Source organism: Streptomyces tauricus, assembly GCF_014650955.1.
Classification (GTDB): Bacteria; Actinomycetota; Actinomycetes; order Streptomycetales; family Streptomycetaceae; genus Streptomyces; species Streptomyces tauricus.
Genome location: NZ_BMVY01000026.1, coordinates 93,478 through 109,592 on the forward strand (window position 1 = coordinate 93,478; position 16,115 = coordinate 109,592).

Genomic DNA, 16,115 nt, shown 5'->3' on the forward strand with positions numbered 1-16,115 from the left:
GGGCTTCAGCAGAGGCTGAGGGACCAGACGCGGCCTTCAGCCGGAGACGTCGCTCAGGACGTCACCAGGTCTCCCGTGTCCACCGGCGACGACGACTTCGCCGCCCGCGCCGCGTCGTCCGCGACCTCGTCGGCGGTCAGCACGTAACCCGTCTCGGCGTCGCTCGTGGAGCGGGCGAAGACGACACCGAAGACCTTGCCGTCGGTGGTCAGCAGGGGGCCGCCCGAGTTGCCGGGGCGGACCGTGGAGCGGATCGAGTAGATCTCGCGGGTGACCAGGTCGGAGCCGTAGATGTTCCGGCCCTGGGCGTCGATCTTGTTCGCGACCGTCGCCGCCTGGAGGTCGAGGCCGCCGTCCTGCGGGTAGCCCGCGACCACGGCCGCGTCACCGCGCGCCGCACTCGTGTCGAACGCCAGCACGGGGGCCCTGAGCCCCGGCACGTCGAGCACCGCCACGTCCTTCTGCGGGTCGAAGAGGACGACCTTCGCCTCGTACGCCCGGCCCGTGCCGCCCACCCGGACGGTCGGGTCGTCGATGCCCGCCACCACATGGGCGTTGGTCATCACGTGCTCCGAGGCGAACACGAAGCCGCTGCCCTCGCGGCCCTGGGTGCCGACCGCGCCCTCGACCTTCACCGTGGAGCGCTGCGCGGCCCGTGTGGCGGCGGCGGTGACGCTGTCCCCGGAGGGCTTGGCGACCGTGGCCGTCGGCTCGTTCTCGAAGGGGTTGAAGACCTGCGGGAAACCGGCTTCCGTGAGCGCCGAGGTGGCCCGGGAGAACCAGGCCGGGGTCGTCTCCGGCATCGTGTCCTGCACCGCGCCGAGCAGCGCGGAGTCCCGGATCGAGGAGGTGACGACGGGCGAGGCCGACGAGCCGAGGACACTCGCGGCCACCCAGGCGACGAGCAGCACGGCGACCGAGTTCGCCGCGGCGCCGCCCACTCCGTCGGCCACGCGCAGGGGCCCCTGGTCCAGTTCGCGGCGCAGCTTCAGCGCCAGCCGCCCCGCCAGCTCGTGGCCCACCGCGGCGGGCAGCAGCACGGTGAGCACCGCCGTGACCGTCGCGGCGGTGGTCCCCGCCTCCACCAGGTCCATCACCCAGGGCAGCACCCATACGCCGATGACGGCACCGCCCACGAAGCCGGCCAGCGAGACACAGCCCGCGACCAGTCCGCGCCGGTAGCCGGACGCCGCGTAGCCGAGGATGACCAGCAACAGCAGGATGTCGAGCAGGTCCACGGAGCTCCCTTTCTCTTGGGCCCCTTAGTACGCGCCGGGCGGGCCCAGTGATCAGGTACGCGCGTGGGGAACCGACCGGCCGGCACACGTGCGTGGACCTGTAGAAACGTCCCGGACCGGGGCGTTGGTTCCACCGGGTGGCACACCACACATCGCGGACCCTCCCGGTGTCCCGGAGAGTGGGTCGCATGTGCGCCCACCGGAGCCCGCTCACGGCCCGCATACCCCGCCTTCCGCGCCTCGTGCCGGACCGGATCCCGCGTGCCGCGCGCGCCGTGCTGGCCTGCCTCCCCGGTCTCGCGGCCGTCGCCGCGCTGGTGCTCTGCGCCGTGGGCGTCGACCGGACGCCGGGCGACGCCGAGCGGGCCGTCGCGGCCCGCGCCTCCGTCGGGCACAAGGCCCCGAAGCCGCCCGTCGTACCGAGGGAACGCTGGCTGGGCGACGCCGAGACCAGCCAGCCGCCGACCCGGTACGCCGACCGGGTGTCCGCCGTCTTCGTGCATCACACCGACTCGCCCAACGGCTACGACTGCGCCGACGCGCCCCGCATCATCCAGTACCTGTACACGGGGCAGGCCGGGGTCCGGCACTGGGACGACATCGGCTACAACTTCCTCGTCGACCGCTGCGGCACCGTCTACGAGGGCCGGGCGGGCGGCGTCGGACGGGCCGTCGTCGGCGCCCACACCCAGGGCTTCAACGTGGGTACGACGGGCATCGCGGCACTCGGTACGTTCACCGCGGGCGTGCCGGTGCCCAAGGCCATGACCGACGCGATCGCCGCCGTGGCCGCCTGGAAACTGGGGCTCACGGGCGTCGATCCGCGCGCGCCCGTGCGGTTGGTGTCCACGAACAGCCTGAGCAAGTATCCGGCGGGCACTCGGGGCACCTTCACCGCGGTCTCCGGCCACACCGACGGCTACTGGACCGCTTGCCCGGGGGCCGCGCTCATGGCCCGTCTGCCCGCGATCAGGCAGCAGGCCGCGCGCTTGCAGGGGCGCCAGTGAGTTCTGCCGGGCGCCCATGAAGACGGCAGTCGGTGTGTCTCACAGGTGGGTCACAGCGGGGGCACGGTCCGTGCCGAGCTGGGGCTCCTAGCTTCGTGGCACGCACTGACTGGAGGTGGGGATCATGAACAGTCAAGAGAAGCAGCCCCCGCGTACGCCGCTGTGGGGGCGGATCGTACGCAGTCCCTGGACCGTCGCCTGTGTGGTGGCCGCCGTCGTGGTGGGGCCTTCCGCCGCCACCGCGTCCGCGCTCGACCGGGCCAACGCGGCGCCCCCGCACAGCGCCCCCGGCGGCAGCTCGCGGGCGTCAGTCCGCGAAGCGGTCCCACAGCCGTGGCAGGCGCTCCTCAAGGAGTGAGTGGTTCTCCAGGTCGAGCGGGGTGCCCAGCGGCTCGGGAGGCGCCGCCGGGATGCCCAGGTCGGGGGCGACGGCGCCGGTGAGCTGCTCGTACGCCTCGTCCGCCGCGTACCCCAGCTCCTCGGCGTCCCCGTCGACCTCGTCGTCGAAGTCCCGCAGGAGGTCGGCCAGTCGGTCCGGATCGTGCACGGCACCCTCGTACGTCTCCCGGCCCTGCCCGATCAGCCAGCAGCGGAAGAAGTCGAAGGCGTCGTCGCTGGCCCCGTCGAGCAGGATCCAGGCGGCGCCCCACAGGTCCCAGGTGTACGCGCGGTTGTAGCGGGCCTCGAAGTGACGGGCGAAGTCGAGGACCATCTCGGGGTCCAGCCGGAGCAACCGCTCGACGAGCAGGTCGGCCTGCTCCTCGGGGTCGCCCTCGGCGGCCTCGCGGGTCGCGTCCACCAGCTCCCAGAACTCCGTCTCGTCCATCACGGGACAAGCATCGGGCCTGGACCCGGCCCGCGCACCCGGGGACAGGCGGATCGTTATGCGCGCACATGCCGCCGGAAAATCCGACAGCAGGTGTCGGTATTCGGCGGGATGCTCGGCGTATGGAGATTGCGGAACAAGCGGAGCAGGGGAACATGGGGCGGCTCGACGGGAGGATCGCGCTGGTCGCGGGCGCCACCCGCGGTGCCGGACGGGCCATGGCGGTCGAGCTGGGCCGCGCGGGGGCCACGGTGTACGTGACCGGGCGTACGACCCGTGATCAGGTCAGCGAGGTCGGCCGGACCACCGAGACGATCGAGGGGACGGCCGAACTGGTCGACGAGGCCGCCCGTGCCGCAGGGGGCGCGGGCCGGGGGATCGCCGTCCCCACGGACCACCTGGAACCGGAACAGGTACGCGCGCTGGTCGAGCGCATCGACCGGGAGCAGGGGCGCCTCGACATCCTCATCAACGACATCTGGGGCGGTGACGTCCACCTCGACTTCACGGTGGAGAAACAGCCCGATATGTGGGACATGGATCTCGCCAAGGGGCTGCGGATCCTGCGCCTCGGCATCGAGTCGCACCTCGTCACCAGCCATATCGCGCTGCCCCTGCTGGTGCGCAACCCCGGCGGACTGCTCGTCGAGGTCACGGACGGCACCGAGGAGTACAACCGGCGCTACCGCAAGCCGCTGTACTACGACCTCGCGAAGACGGCCCCGATCCGGATGGCGTACGACCTGGGGGAGGAGCTGAAGGACCACGGCTGTACGGCGGTCTGCGTCACCCCGGGCTGGCTGCGTTCCGAGGCGATGCTCGACACCGCGTTCAAGGTCACCGAGGAGAACTGGCGGGACGCCTGCGCGCAGGCGCCGCACTTCGCGATCTCCGAGTCGCCCACGTACATCGGGCGGGCCCTGGTCGCCCTGGCCGCCGACCCGGACGTGGCCCGCTGGAACGGTCAGTCGCTGTCCAGCGGCGGCCTGGCCCAGGAGTACGGCTTCACGGACGTCGACGGTTCGGTGCCGGACGCGTGGCGCTACCTGCTGGAAGTGGAGTCGCAGGGCAAGCCGGCGGACGTGACGGGCTACCGCTAGTCCCCGTCGGTCCCTTGGTGCCCGTCAGTCCTTGTCGGTCCGGGTCGCCGCGTCGAGGTAGTACGCGGCGATCCGGGCGGCTGCGTCGGAGAAACGTTTCCTTAGCTGGGCCGGTTCCAGTACCTCCGCCTCCGGACCGAGGGAGAGGAACTGCGTGTACGCGACGTCGTACGACTCGACCGGCAGCGTGAGCGTCACCCGGCCCTCGCCGTCGGGCGGGCCTGCCGCGTCCAGGGCCTCCTGTGCCGAGAGCGGGTCCACGGTGTGCTTCAGCCGGCGCGCGCCCGTCTCGGTGAGGCGCACGACTATGGTCGCGCGCAGGAGCGAGCGCGCGAACTGCTCGGCCTGCTCCGACCAGAAGCGGGGCAGGTCGAAGCTCTCGTCGCGCTCGAAGCGGTCGGTGCCGGGCTCGGCGGAGGTGAACCGTTCGATGCGATAGACCCGGAAGGGGCCCGGCTCCGATTCGGCCCCGGCCCTCGATGCCGGCCCGATCACCCTGGCGCACACGTACCAGACGCCGGCTTTGAGGACGAGTCCGTAGGGCTCCAGCTCGCGCTCCAGCTCCGTCTCCTCGCGCCGGTAGCGCGCGGTGATCCGGCGGTCGTCCCAGACCGCTTCCGCGATCGCGGGCAGCAGCTCGGGGGTCTTCGGCTCGGCGAACCACGCGGGGGCGTCCAGGTGGAAGCGCTGGGCGGCGGTGCGGGAGGCGTCCTTGAGGGAGGGGAGCAGGGCGGCGGACACCTTCAGCTGAGCGGCTGACGAAGCGTCCTCCAGGCCCATCTCGCGCAGGGCGCCGGGTACGCCGGAGAGGAACAGGGCCTCCGCCTCGCTGCGGGCGAGGCCTGTCAGCCGGGTGCGGTAGCCGCCGACGAGGCGGTATCCGCCGGTGCGGCCGCGGTCGGCGTACACCGGGACGCCGGCCTCCGACAGCGCTTGCGCGTCCCGCGTGATCGTCCGCTCGGACACCTCCAGCTCGCGCGCCAGCTCGGCGGCGGTCATGGAGGGCCGGGACTGCAGGAGCAGCACCATCTTGATGAGCCGGGCAGCGCGCATGCGTCCCATGATGCAGGTGGCTCCGCCGAGGGGACGGGCGGGGTCGCCTGCGCCGAGCTCGGCTGCGGCGGGCTCGGCGGCGGGGGCGCACTGTCGAGTGCGGCGCAGTGGTGGTGGGCCGCGCAGTTCCCCGCGCCCCCAAAGACGAAAAGCAGGGGCGCAGCCCCGCTTTTCAGGGGCGCGGGGAACGGCGCGGCCAGCGCTCACGGCCCGCACCTGACGACCGACCTGTTCTTGGGGGCGCGGGGAACGGCGCGGCCAGCTGCTACGGCCCGCACCAGGCAGCCGGCCTGCTTTTAGGGGCGCGGGGAACGGCGCGAGCAACCACGTACGACCCGCACCCGACGGCTGGCCTGGTTGCGGTGCCGCGGGCCCGGCCACCCGCATGCGGCCCGCGCCAGACAGCCGGCCGGTTTTCAGGGGCGCGGGGAACTGCGCAATCGCCACGGCGGTGCCGCAGCGCGCATGCCTCCGCCCTCCCGCAGGCCGTGGAGCGGCTGCGGAAGGGCGGAGGGAGGTAACTACAGGCCGTACCGCGCGCGTGCTTCCTTCACCGCGGACGCCGGCACCTCGCCCCGCCGCGCGAGCTGCGCGAGCGCCGCGACGACGATCGACTGCGCGTCGACACCGAAGTGCCGCCGCGCCGCCGCACGCGTGTCGGAGAGACCGAACCCGTCCGCGCCGAGCGACGAGTAGTCCTGCTCGACCCACTGCGCGATCTGGTCCGGCACCTGCCGCATGTAGTCGGAGACGGCCAGCACCGGCCCCTCCGCCCCCTGCAGCGCCTGCCGCAGGAACGGCACCCGCTCCTCACCGCGCAGCAGCGCCGCGTCGGCCTCCAGCGCGTCCCGCCGCAGCTCGGTCCAGGACGTGGCGGACCAGACGTCCGCGGCCACACCCCACTCCTCGGCGAGCAGCTTCTGCGCCTCCAGGACCCAGTGGATCGCCGTGCCGGAGCCCAGCAGCTGGATCCGCGCGGCGTTGGCGGCGTTGACCTGGACGCCCGCCGACTCCGCCGTGTTGAAGCGGTACAGGCCCTTGACGATGCCCTCGTCGATACCGAGCCCCGACGGCTTCGCGGGCTGCGGGATCGGCTCGTTGTAGACGGTGAGGTAGTAGAAGACGTTCTGGTCCTCACCCGGAGCCGCCTCGCCGTACATCCGGCGCAGACCGTCCTTGACGATCGTCGCGACCTCGTACGCGAACGCCGGGTCGTACGACAGCGCCGCCGGGTTCGTCGCCGCGATGACCGGCGAGTGCCCGTCCGCGTGCTGCAGACCCTCGCCCGTCAGCGTCGTACGGCCCGCCGTGGCGCCGACGAGGAAGCCGCGGCCCAGCTGGTCGCCGAGCTGCCACATCTGGTCGGCCGTACGCTGCCAGCCGAACATCGAGTAGAAGATGTAGAACGGGATCATCGCTTCGCCGTGCGTGCTGTACGCGGTGGACGCGGCGATGAAGTCCGCCATGGAGCCGGCCTCGGTGATCCCCTCGTTGAGGATCTGGCCGTCCTTGGCCTCCTTGTAGTACATGAGCTGGTCACGGTCGACCGGCTCGTACGTCTGGCCCTTGGGGGAGTAGATCCCGAGCGACGGGAACAGGCTCTCCATGCCGAAGGTACGCGCCTCGTCGGGGACGATCGGCACCCAGCGCTTCCCGGACGTCTTGTCGCGGACCAGGTCCTTGACCAGGCGTACGAAGGCCATGGTCGTCGCGACGTTCTGCGAGCCGGAGCCCTTGTCGAAGGCCGCGAACGCCTTGTCGGCGGGGGCGGGAAGGGGCGCCAGCGGCTGCGTACGGCGGGCCGGGGCCGGGCCGCCGAGGGCCGCGCGGCGCTCCTGGAGGTAGCGGACCTCGGGGGAGTCGGCGCCGGGGTGGCCGTAGGGGACCACGCCGTCGACGAAGTCGCTGTCCTTGATCGGCAGTTCGAGCAGATCACGCATCTGCTTGAACTCGTCCGTCGACAGCTTCTTCATCTGGTGGTTGGCGTTCTTGGACGCGAAGCCCGCACCGAGGGTGTGACCCTTGACCGTCTGGGCCAGGATGACCGTCGGAGCGCCCTTGTGCTCGACGGCGGCCTTGTACGCCGCGTACACCTTGCGCGCCTCGTGACCACCGCGGGAGAGGTGGAAACACTCCAGGATCTTGTCGTCGCTCAGCAGCTTCGCCAGCTCGACGAGTGCGGGGTCCGAGCCGAAGAAGTCCTGGCGGATGTAGGCGGCGTCACGGGTCTGGTACGTCTGGACCTGTGCGTCCGGGACCTGACGCAGACGGCGGACGAGTGCGCCGGTGGTGTCCAGCTGGAACAGCTCGTCCCAGGCGTTGCCCCACAGCGACTTGACGACGTTCCAGCCTGCGCCGCGGAACTGGGCCTCCAGCTCCTGCACGATCTTGAAGTTCGCGCGGACCGGACCGTCGAGGCGCTGCAGGTTGCAGTTGATGACGAAGGTCAGGTTGTCCAGGCCCTCGCGGGAGGCGAGTGCGAGTGCCGCCGTCGACTCGGGCTCGTCCATCTCGCCGTCACCGAGGAACGCCCACACGTGGGACGCCGAGACGTCCTTGATGTTGCGGTTGGTGAGGTAGCGGTTGAAGCGCGCCTGGTAGATCGCGGAGAGCGGGCCGAGGCCCATCGACACCGTCGGGAACTCCCACAGCCAGGGCAGACGCCGCGGGTGCGGGTACGACGGGAGGCCGTTGCCGCCCGCCTCCTGGCGGAAGTTGTCGAGGTGCGCCTCGGTGAGGCGGCCGTCGAGGAAGGCGCGGGCGTAGATGCCGGGGGAGGCGTGGCCCTGGATGTAGAGCTGGTCGCCGGACCCGTCGGCCTCCTTGCCCTTGAAGAAGTGGTTGAAGCCGGTCTCGTAGAGCCAGGCCGCGGAGGCGAAGGTGGCGATGTGGCCGCCGACGCCGTGTTTCGCGCCGCGGGTCACCATCGCGGCCGCGTTCCAGCGGTTCCACGCCGTGATCCGGCGCTCCATCTCCTCGTCACCGTCCACGGTGGGCTCGGCGGCGGTCGGGATGGTGTTGACGTAGTCGGTCTCAAGCAGCTTGGGCAGCGCGAGTCCGTTGCCCTCGGCGCGCTCCAGCGTGCGTCGCATCAGATACGCGGCACGGTGCGGCCCGGCCGCCTTGGTGACGGCGTCGAGCGAGGCCTGCCATTCGGCGGTCTCCTCGGGGTCGCGGTCCGGGAGCTGGTCGAGCTCGCTCGGCTGGATAGCGGTGGGGTCGGTCATTGCGCCGCCTTCCGGATGCGGAGGGGGTTCCCTCGTCGGCAAGGGGTGTGTCGGGGGATGCCCTTGGTCTTTGGCAGGACAGGGCGGCGGGCTCTGGTGGGAGCCCGCCGATGACTGTAACTCGCTGATCGATGATCGATCAAAGGGTTGAAGGGCAAAACCTCTTGATCACGAGAAAGTAGGCACGCGGTGCCTTCGCTGTGGGCACGGGGTGCCTTGTTTTCGCAGGTGAGGCGGCTGTCGGTGCCTCACGGGAGTACTTATGAGCGGGGTCGCGCTCCGCTGGTCCGGCGCGGTTACGAGACGGCCTCGTCGCCCGTCCTGGGGGCGCACCCCAGCACATGTGCCTTCACCAGCTCCGCGATCAGCGGGTCCCGGCGCCGGAACGCCTCCACCAGCGCCTCGTGCTCCTCCGCGTACGACTGCTGGACCGTGCCCAGCCAGCGGATCGACAGGGCCGTGAAGACCTCGATGCCCAGGCCCTCCCAGGTGTGCAGCAGCACGCTGTTGCCCGCGGCCCGTACCAGCTCGCGGTGGAAGGCCACCGTGTGGCGGACCTGGCCCGTGCCGTCCGCCCTGCGGTCGGCCTCGTACAGGGCGGCGACGTGCGGCTCCAGGGTCGAGCAGTCGGCCGCGAGACGCTCGGCCGCCAGCTCGGCGGCGATGGCCTCCAGGCCGGCCCGGACGGGGTAGCTCTCCTCCAGGTCGGCCGCGGTCAGATTGCGTACGCGTACGCCCTTGTTCGGGGCCGACTCGATCAGCCGCAGCGACTCCAGCTCGCGCAGGGCCTCCCGTACGGGGGTCTGGCTGACCTCCAGCTCCGTGGCGATCCGGCGCTCCACGATCCGCTCGCCCGGCTTCCAGCGCCCGCTGACGATCCCCTCCACGATGTGCTCGCGGATCTGCTCGCGGAGCGAGTGGACGACGGGCGCGGTCATGGAGGGCTCCTTCGTTTTGACCTTTAGACAATAAGGCCGTGTGCCTGTGGGGGAGGGGTGCGCGGGGTGCTTTGACGCAGGTGAGATGAGCCACGGCGCTCCGCTGGGGTTGGCCGGGCGGGGGCGTACGCGCAGTTCCCCGCGCCCCTGGAGAGCGGGACGGGGCCGTCCCGGCGGGCCACGCGGCTCCCGCGCCCCTGAAGAGCGGGCCGAGTCTCGGCTCGCTCCTTTGCCAGGTGCGGCTGGGCGAGGTGGGCCGCGCAGTTCCCCGCGCCCCTCGGAAGCGGGGCTGCGCCCCGGCTTCCGTCTTTGAGGGGCGCGGGGAACTGCGCGAACGGTTCCACCGACCCACGCCCACCCCGCACACCGCCGAGCCACAGCCCCGCCCTCCCCCAGGGGCGCGGCAACGCGAAGGTGCCCCCGTCCGGCGAGCCGGACAGGGGCACCTCGTTGTGCACTACAGGGGCGCGGAGCCTACAGGCCGAGCTCGACCTCGAACTCGCCCGCCTCAAGGATCGCCTTGACCGCGGTCAGGTAACGGGCCGCGTCGGCACCGTCCACCAGCCGGTGGTCGTACGACAGCGTCAGGTACGTCATGTCACGCACACCGATGACCGTGCCCTCGTCCGTCTCGATGACGGCGGGCCGCTTGACCGTCGCACCGATACCCAGGATCGCGACCTGGTTCGGCGGCACGATGATCGTGTCGAAGAGCGCGCCGCGCGAGCCGGTGTTCGAGATGGTGAAGGTCGCACCGGACAGCTCGTCCGGAGTGATCTTGTTCGCCCGGACCTTGCCCGCCAGCTCGGCCGTGGCCTTGGCGATACCGGCGATGTTGAGGTCGCCCGCGTGCTTGATGACCGGGGTCATCAGGCCCTTCTCGGAGTCCACCGCGATACCGATGCTCTCGGTGTCGAAGTAGGTGATCGTGCCCTCGTCGACGTTGATCCGGGCGTTGACGGCCGGGTGGGCCTTCAGCGCCTGGGCTGCCGCCTTCACGAAGAACGGCATCGGGGAGAGCTTGACGCCCTCACGTGCCGCGAAGGAGTCCTTCGCCTGCGCGCGGAGCTTCATCAGCCGGGTGATGTCGACCTCGACGACCGAGGACAGCTGGGCCTGCTCGTGCAGGGCCTTCACCATGTTGTCGCCGATGACCTTGCGGATGCGGGGCATCTTCACGGTCTGGCCACGCAGCGGCGAGGCCTCCAGCTTCGGCGCCTTCTTGGCGGCGCTCGGCGCGGTCGCGGCGGCGGCCGGAGCCGGCGCGGCGGCAGCGGCCTTCGCGGCCTCGGCGGCGGCGATGACGTCCTGCTTGCGGATCCGCCCGCCGACGCCGGTGCCCTTGACGGTGGACAGGTCGACGCTGTTCTCGGCGGCGAGCTTGCGCACCAGCGGGGTCACGTACGCGCCGTCGTCACCGGAGGTCGCGGCGGGCGCCGCGGCCGGGGTGACGGGAGCGGGAGCCGGTACCGGCGCGGCCGGAGCCGGGTCGGGGGCCGGAGCGGTCTGCTGCTGCGGAGCGGGAGCCGAGGGCGCCTGCGGAGCCGGAGCGGCGGGGGCTGCCGGAGCAGCGGGAGCTGCCTGGGCCGGAGCCGGAGCCGGAGCCGGAGCCGGAGCGGGGGCAGCGGCGGCGGGCGCCGGAGCCGGGGCTTCCTGGGCGGGAGCCGGGGCTTCCGGAGCGGGCGCCGCGGCCGGAGCCGCGCCGGGAGCGCCGATGACGGCCAGCTTCGCGCCGACCTCGGCGGTCTCGTCCTCGCCGACCACGATCTCAAGCAGCACACCGGAGGTGGGCGCCGGGATCTCGGTGTCGACCTTGTCCGTGGAGACCTCGAGCAGCGGCTCGTCGGCCTCGACGGACTCGCCGACCTCCTTGAGCCACCGCGTGACGGTGCCCTCGGTGACCGACTCGCCCAGTGCCGGAAGCACCACGTCGGTGCCTTCGGCGCTGCCGCCGCCGGAAGCGGCCTCGGCGGTCGGGGCCGGCGCCGGGGCGTCGGTCTCGGTGGACGGGGTGGCCTGCGGAGCCGGCTCCGGAGCCGCGGCGGGCTCAGGGGCGGGGGCAGCCTCGGGCTCGGGCTCGGCGGCCGGGGCGGACTCGGCGGCGGGGGCGCCGGAGCCGTCGTCGATGACGGCCAGCTCGGCGCCCACCTCGACGGTCTCGTCCTCGGCGACCTTGATGGAGGCGAGCACACCGGCGGCAGGGGAGGGGATCTCGGTGTCGACCTTGTCGGTGGACACCTCGAGCAGCGGCTCGTCGGCCTCTACACGCTCGCCCTCGGCCTTCAGCCAGCGGGTGACAGTGCCCTCGGTGACGCTCTCACCGAGCGCCGGAAGGGTTACGGAAACCGCCATGGTTTCGGTTGCTCCTTACGAATTGCGGAAGTCTGTGTCGTCGCGTCGTGAGTTGACCGAGGGTCGGTCAGTCGTGCGAGTGCAGCGGCTTGCCCGCCAGCGCGAGGTGGGCCTCGCCCATCGCCTCGTTCTGCGTCGGGTGAGCGTGGATGAGCTGCGCCACCTCGGCGGGCAGCGCCTCCCAGTTGTAGATCAGCTGGGCTTCGCCCACCTGCTCGCCCATGCGGTCGCCGACCATGTGGACGCCGACCACGGCACCGTCCTTGACCTGGACGAGCTTGATCTCGCCCGCGGTCTTGAGGATCTTGCTCTTGCCGTTGCCCGCGAGGTTGTACTTCAGAGCGACGACCTTGTCCGCACCGTAGATCTCCTTGGCCTTGGCCTCGGTGATACCCACGGAGGCGACCTCCGGGTGGCAGTACGTCACCCGGGGCACGCCGTCGTAGTCGATCGGGACGGTCTTGAGACCGGCCAGACGCTCCGCCACCAGGATGCCCTCGGCGAAGCCGACGTGCGCGAGCTGGAGCGTCGGGACCAGGTCGCCCACGGCCGAGATGGTCGGCACGTTGGTGCGCATGTACTCGTCGACCAGGACGTAACCGCGGTCCGTCGCGACGCCCTGCTCCTCGTAACCGAGACCGGCGGAGACCGGGCCGCGGCCGATGGCGACCAGGAGGATCTCCGCCTCGAAGGTCTTGCCGTCGGCGAGGGTCACGCGGACGCCGTCCTGCGTGTACTCGGCCTTGTCGAAGAACGTGCCGAGGTTGAACTTGATGCCGCGCTTGCGGAACGCGCGCTCAAGAAGCTTGGAGCTGTTCTCGTCCTCGACCGGGACGAGGTGCTTGAGGCCCTCGATCACGGTGACGTCGGTGCCGAACGACTTCCACGCCGAGGCGAACTCGACGCCGATGACACCGCCGCCCAGCACGATCGCGGACTGCGGGACGCGGTCCAGCGTCAGCGCGTGGTCCGAGGAGATGATGCGGTTGCCGTCGATGTCCAGGCCCGGCAGCGACTTCGGCACGGAGCCGGTCGCCAGGAGCACGTGACGGCCCTCCACGCGCCGCCCGCCGACGTCCACGGAGGTGGGGGACGAAAGCCGGCCCTCACCCTCGATGTACGTCACCTTGCGGGAGGCCACGAGGCCCTGCAGGCCCTTGTACAGGCCGCTGATCACGTCGTCCTTGTACTTGTGGACGGCGGCGATGTCGATGCCCTCGAAGGTGGCCTTGACACCGAACTGCTCGCTCTCGCGTGCCTGGTCGGCGATCTCGCCGGCGTGCAGCAGGGCCTTGGTGGGAATGCAGCCGTTGTGCAGGCAGGTGCCGCCGAGCTTGTTCTTCTCGATCAGGGCGACGTCCAGGCCCAACTGCGCTCCGCGCAGGGCCGCGGCGTAGCCGCCGCTACCACCGCCGAGGATCACTAGGTCGAAAACGGTGCTGGCGTCGTTCGCCACGTCACGTCCTCCATGCATGTGCGCCGGCGCCGGTCTTCAGTGACCGGGCGGCGGCTGGTGTGGCCGCTCTTTCTTCGGCCCTGAGGTGGGCCCTGTCCTGCCGAGCCCATCTTCGCACCTGTCGACGACAGGCGGGACGCCGGGCTGCGCTGTGGGACGTCTGATCGATCACACGGAGCCCCCGCGCCCCCTCAAGGGCGCGGGGAACCGTGCGACCGGCCCCCGACGGCCCGCACCCGCCGTACGACAGGTGCGGGCCGAGTTCCGTCGGGTCGGGCGGGCGTCAGCCCAGATCCCCCGCGGCGGTCAGCTCGGCGAGCCGGACCAACGTACGCACGGCGGACCCCGTACCACCCTTGGGTGTGTACCCGAACGGCCCCTGCTCGTTGAACGCGGGCCCGGCGATGTCGAGGTGCGCCCAGGTGATGCCCTCGCCCACGAACTCCTTCAGGAAGAGCCCGGCCACCAGGCCGCCGCCGTACCGCTCGCCCATGTTGGCGATGTCGGCGGTCGGGGAGTCCATCCCCTTCTTCAGGTGGTCCGGCAGCGGCATCGGCCAGGCAGCCTCGCCGACCTCCTCGGCGGCCTCGTGCACTGCGGAGCGGAACGCGTCGTCGTTGGCCATGATCCCGAACGTGCGGTTGCCGAGCGCCAGCATCATCGCGCCGGTCAGGGTCGCCACGTCGACGATCGCGTCGGGCTTCTCCTCGGACGCCTTGGCGAGCGCGTCGGCGAGCACGAGCCGGCCCTCGGCGTCGGTGTTGAGGACCTCGACGGTCTTGCCGCTGTACATGCGCAGCACGTCGCCCGGACGGGTCGCGGAGCCGGAGGGCATGTTCTCGGCCAGCGCGAGCCAGCCGGTCACGTTGACCTCCAGGCCGAGACGCGCGGCCGCGACCACGGCCGCGAAGACCGCCGCCGCACCGCTCATGTCGCACTTCATCGTCTCGTTGTGCCCGGCGGGCTTGAGCGAGATACCGCCCGAGTCGTACGTGATGCCCTTGCCGATGAAGGCGAGGTGCTTCTTCGCCTTGGAGGAGGTGTACGAGAGCTTCACCAGCCGGGGCGCGGACGCGGAACCGGCGCCGACGCCGAGAATGCCGCCGTACCCGCCCTTGGCGAGCGCCTTCTCGTCGAGCACCTGCACCTTGATGCCGTGCTCCTTGGCCGCGGCCTGCGCGACAGCGGCGAAGGCCTCCGGGTTCAGGTCGTTCGGCGGGGTGTTGATGAGGTCACGGGCGCGGTTCAGCTCCTCGGACACGGCCGTGGCGCGCTCGACCGCCGCCTTGAACGCCTTGTCACGGGACTTGCCGCCGAGCAGCGTGGCCTCGACGAGCGGGGCCTTGCCGTTCTTGGCGCCGTTCCCGTCCTTGGCGGACTCCTTGTACGTGTCGAAGGCGTACGCGCCCAGCAGTACGCCCTCGCCGATGGCACCCGCGTCGGCGGCGTCCGAGACCGGCAGCGCGAACGCGGCCTTCTTGGTGCCTGCCAGGGCGCGGGCGGCGACACCGGCGGCGCGGCGCAGCGTCTCCGCGGAGAAGGAGCCGTCCTTCTCCGGGAGGGCACCGAGGCCGACCGCCACGACGAGCGGTGCCTTGAAGCCGGAAGGTGCCGGCAGCTTCGTCACCTCGCCCTCGCCGCCCGAGGCGCCGAGGGTCTCCAGAACGCCGGCGAGCCTGCCGTCGTACGCCTTGTCCACGGCTTCGGCGCCCGGTGCGACCACCAGGTCCCCGGACTTGGACCCGGTGACCTTGGCGACACCGACGACGATCGCGTCGGTGCGCAGACCGGGCGCCGCGGCGGTGCTGAGAGTGAGAGCAGTCACGGTGGTGAAATCTCGCTTCCGTTGAGTTGCTGTGGCCGGCGGGGGTGAGGTCGGCCCGGGGGTTGGAATCCCGACCCCGAGCCTACGCGCGGTGCGAAGTTTCGCCCCTACAGAGGGGCCCTACCTTGTTCCCGCCCCAGCCCCGGGGGCTCCGCCCCCAGACCCCCGTTGTCCTCAAACGCCGGACGGGCTGAAGGATCAGCCCCTCCGGCGTTTGAGGAGCGGGGGTTCGGGGGCAGCGCCCCCGAGTACGTGACGGGAACGGGTAGGGGCGGCGGGGGCGAAGGGCCCGCCGCTAGGCGAAGAGGCAGAACGCCACCAGCGCCACCGTCACCGCGGTCTCCTCGAGCGCGCCGAAGACATCCCCCGTCACGCCCCCGAAGCGCCGCACGCAGTGCCGCAACACCCCCTCGGCACAGACACACCCGAGCAACACGGCCAGGACAGAAGAGAGCACACCGGCGCCGCCGAGAAGAGCACCCGCCCCACCCGCCAGAACCGCCACACCCGAACCCGCGAGAAGCGCACCCCGCACAGGAACCACCCCCGCCACCGCCGCCCCCAACCCCTCGGGCCGCGCGGCCGGAACCCCCACGCGCGCCGCAAACGTGAGGACGAGCCGCCCGACGCCCGCCGCCACGACGGCCGCGAGGGCCCCCCGGGCCCAGGAGTCCCCGTACGCCTGGGAGAGCGCCGCCACCTGCCCGAGCAGCACGAACAGCAGGGTGATGACCCCGAAGGGCCCGATGTCCGACTGCTTCATGATGCGCAGCGCGTCCTCGGCGGGCTTCCCGCTGCCGAGCCCGTCGGCGGTGTCGGCGAGGCCGTCGAGGTGGAGGCCGCGGGTGAGCACGGCGGGCACGGCGGCGCTCGCCACGGCCGCGAGGAGCGGACTCGCGCCGAGTACCAGCAGCAGGAGACCCGTCGCGGCGGCGAGGAGGCCGACGGCGAGACCGGCGACGGGCGCGAGCGTCATCCCCGCGCGCGCGGCCTCGCGGTCCCAGCGGCGGACGGCGACGGGGAAGACAGTGAGCGTGCCGAAGGCGAACCGGAGCCCGTCGCTCCAGAACGCGGCGGGATTCACGGGATTCTC

General features: G+C 71.8%; 12 protein-coding genes. 3 read left to right on the forward strand and 9 right to left on the reverse strand.

Annotated elements, in window-relative coordinates:
* Positions 1–53: 53 nt before the first annotated feature.
* Entirely contained in the window at positions 54–1,238 is a 1,185-nt protein-coding gene (locus IE278_RS30520; RefSeq protein ID WP_189776632.1) for a MarP family serine protease, read from the reverse strand.
* 188 nt (positions 1,239–1,426) lie between these two features.
* On the opposite strand from IE278_RS30520, the gene IE278_RS30525 reads away from it, so the two are divergent.
* Entirely contained in the window at positions 1,427–2,245 is an 819-nt protein-coding gene (locus IE278_RS30525) for a peptidoglycan recognition protein family protein (protein ID WP_189776634.1), read from the forward strand.
* 124 nt (positions 2,246–2,369) lie between these two features.
* Positions 2,370–2,603: a hypothetical protein gene (locus IE278_RS30530; protein WP_189776698.1), complete on the forward strand. Its 234-nt coding sequence runs from the start codon at positions 2,370–2,372 to the stop codon at positions 2,601–2,603.
* Here the strand turns inward: IE278_RS30530 and IE278_RS30535 are convergent.
* Positions 2,553–3,071 carry a DUF4240 domain-containing protein gene (locus IE278_RS30535; protein WP_189776692.1) on the reverse strand — a complete coding sequence of 173 codons (519 nt, stop codon included), beginning with the start codon at positions 3,069–3,071 and terminating at the stop codon, positions 2,553–2,555. The genes IE278_RS30530 and IE278_RS30535 overlap by 51 nt on opposite strands.
* A gap of 122 nt (positions 3,072–3,193) precedes the next feature.
* Here IE278_RS30535 and IE278_RS30540 point away from each other — a divergent pair, with 122 nt between their 5' ends.
* On the forward strand, positions 3,194–4,171 hold the full coding sequence (locus IE278_RS30540; protein ID WP_246570857.1) for an SDR family oxidoreductase: 978 nt from the start codon (positions 3,194–3,196) through the stop codon (positions 4,169–4,171).
* A 24-nt stretch (positions 4,172–4,195) separates the two neighbouring features.
* On the opposite strand, the gene IE278_RS30545 is transcribed toward IE278_RS30540, so the two are convergent.
* From IE278_RS30545 to IE278_RS30575, 7 genes are all read right to left on the reverse strand, one after another.
* Positions 4,196–5,224 carry a helix-turn-helix transcriptional regulator gene (locus IE278_RS30545; protein WP_189776636.1) on the reverse strand — a complete coding sequence of 343 codons (1,029 nt, stop codon included), beginning with the start codon at positions 5,222–5,224 and terminating at the stop codon, positions 4,196–4,198.
* A 521-nt stretch (positions 5,225–5,745) separates the two neighbouring features.
* The gene (gene aceE, locus IE278_RS30550) at positions 5,746–8,451 is read right to left on the reverse strand and encodes a pyruvate dehydrogenase (acetyl-transferring), homodimeric type (RefSeq protein ID WP_189776638.1); all 2,706 of its coding nucleotides are present in this window, start codon (positions 8,449–8,451) and stop codon (positions 5,746–5,748) included.
* A gap of 296 nt (positions 8,452–8,747) precedes the next feature.
* A complete protein-coding gene (locus IE278_RS30555; protein ID WP_189776640.1) occupies positions 8,748–9,389 on the reverse strand; it encodes a GntR family transcriptional regulator in 642 nt (213 codons plus the stop codon).
* A gap of 474 nt (positions 9,390–9,863) precedes the next feature.
* The gene (sucB, locus tag IE278_RS30560) at positions 9,864–11,741 is read right to left on the reverse strand and encodes a 2-oxoglutarate dehydrogenase, E2 component, dihydrolipoamide succinyltransferase (protein ID WP_189776642.1); all 1,878 of its coding nucleotides are present in this window, start codon (positions 11,739–11,741) and stop codon (positions 9,864–9,866) included.
* Between the two features lie 67 nt (positions 11,742–11,808).
* Positions 11,809–13,197, reverse strand: a complete 1,389-nt coding sequence (lpdA, locus tag IE278_RS30565; RefSeq protein WP_189776644.1) for a dihydrolipoyl dehydrogenase — start codon at positions 13,195–13,197, stop codon at positions 11,809–11,811.
* Between the two features lie 283 nt (positions 13,198–13,480).
* Positions 13,481–15,022, reverse strand: a complete 1,542-nt coding sequence (locus IE278_RS30570; RefSeq protein WP_189776645.1) for a leucyl aminopeptidase — start codon at positions 15,020–15,022, stop codon at positions 13,481–13,483.
* 295 nt (positions 15,023–15,317) lie between these two features.
* Positions 15,318–16,106 (reverse strand): adenosylcobinamide-GDP ribazoletransferase, encoded by a 789-nt coding sequence (locus IE278_RS30575; RefSeq protein ID WP_189776696.1) that lies wholly within the window; start codon positions 16,104–16,106, stop codon positions 15,318–15,320.
* Positions 16,107–16,115 lie beyond the last annotated feature (9 nt).

What these genes read in the sequence shown, in the direction of transcription:
- IE278_RS30545 (WP_189776636.1), bottom strand. Translation starts at nt 5,224, where the DNA reads ATGCGCGCTGCCCGGCTCATCAAGATGGTGCTGCTCCTGCAGTCCCGG.
- IE278_RS30530 (WP_189776698.1), top strand. Translation starts at nt 2,370, where the DNA reads ATGAACAGTCAAGAGAAGCAGCCCCCGCGTACGCCGCTGTGGGGGCGG.
- aceE (WP_189776638.1), bottom strand. Translation starts at nt 8,451, where the DNA reads ATGACCGACCCCACCGCTATCCAGCCGAGCGAGCTCGACCAGCTCCCG.
- IE278_RS30555 (WP_189776640.1), bottom strand. Translation starts at nt 9,389, where the DNA reads ATGACCGCGCCCGTCGTCCACTCGCTCCGCGAGCAGATCCGCGAGCAC.
- IE278_RS30535 (WP_189776692.1), bottom strand. Translation starts at nt 3,071, where the DNA reads ATGGACGAGACGGAGTTCTGGGAGCTGGTGGACGCGACCCGCGAGGCC.
- sucB (WP_189776642.1), bottom strand. Translation starts at nt 11,741, where the DNA reads ATGGCGGTTTCCGTAACCCTTCCGGCGCTCGGTGAGAGCGTCACCGAG.
- IE278_RS30540 (WP_246570857.1), top strand. Translation starts at nt 3,194, where the DNA reads ATGGAGATTGCGGAACAAGCGGAGCAGGGGAACATGGGGCGGCTCGAC.
- IE278_RS30525 (WP_189776634.1), top strand. Translation starts at nt 1,427, where the DNA reads ATGTGCGCCCACCGGAGCCCGCTCACGGCCCGCATACCCCGCCTTCCG.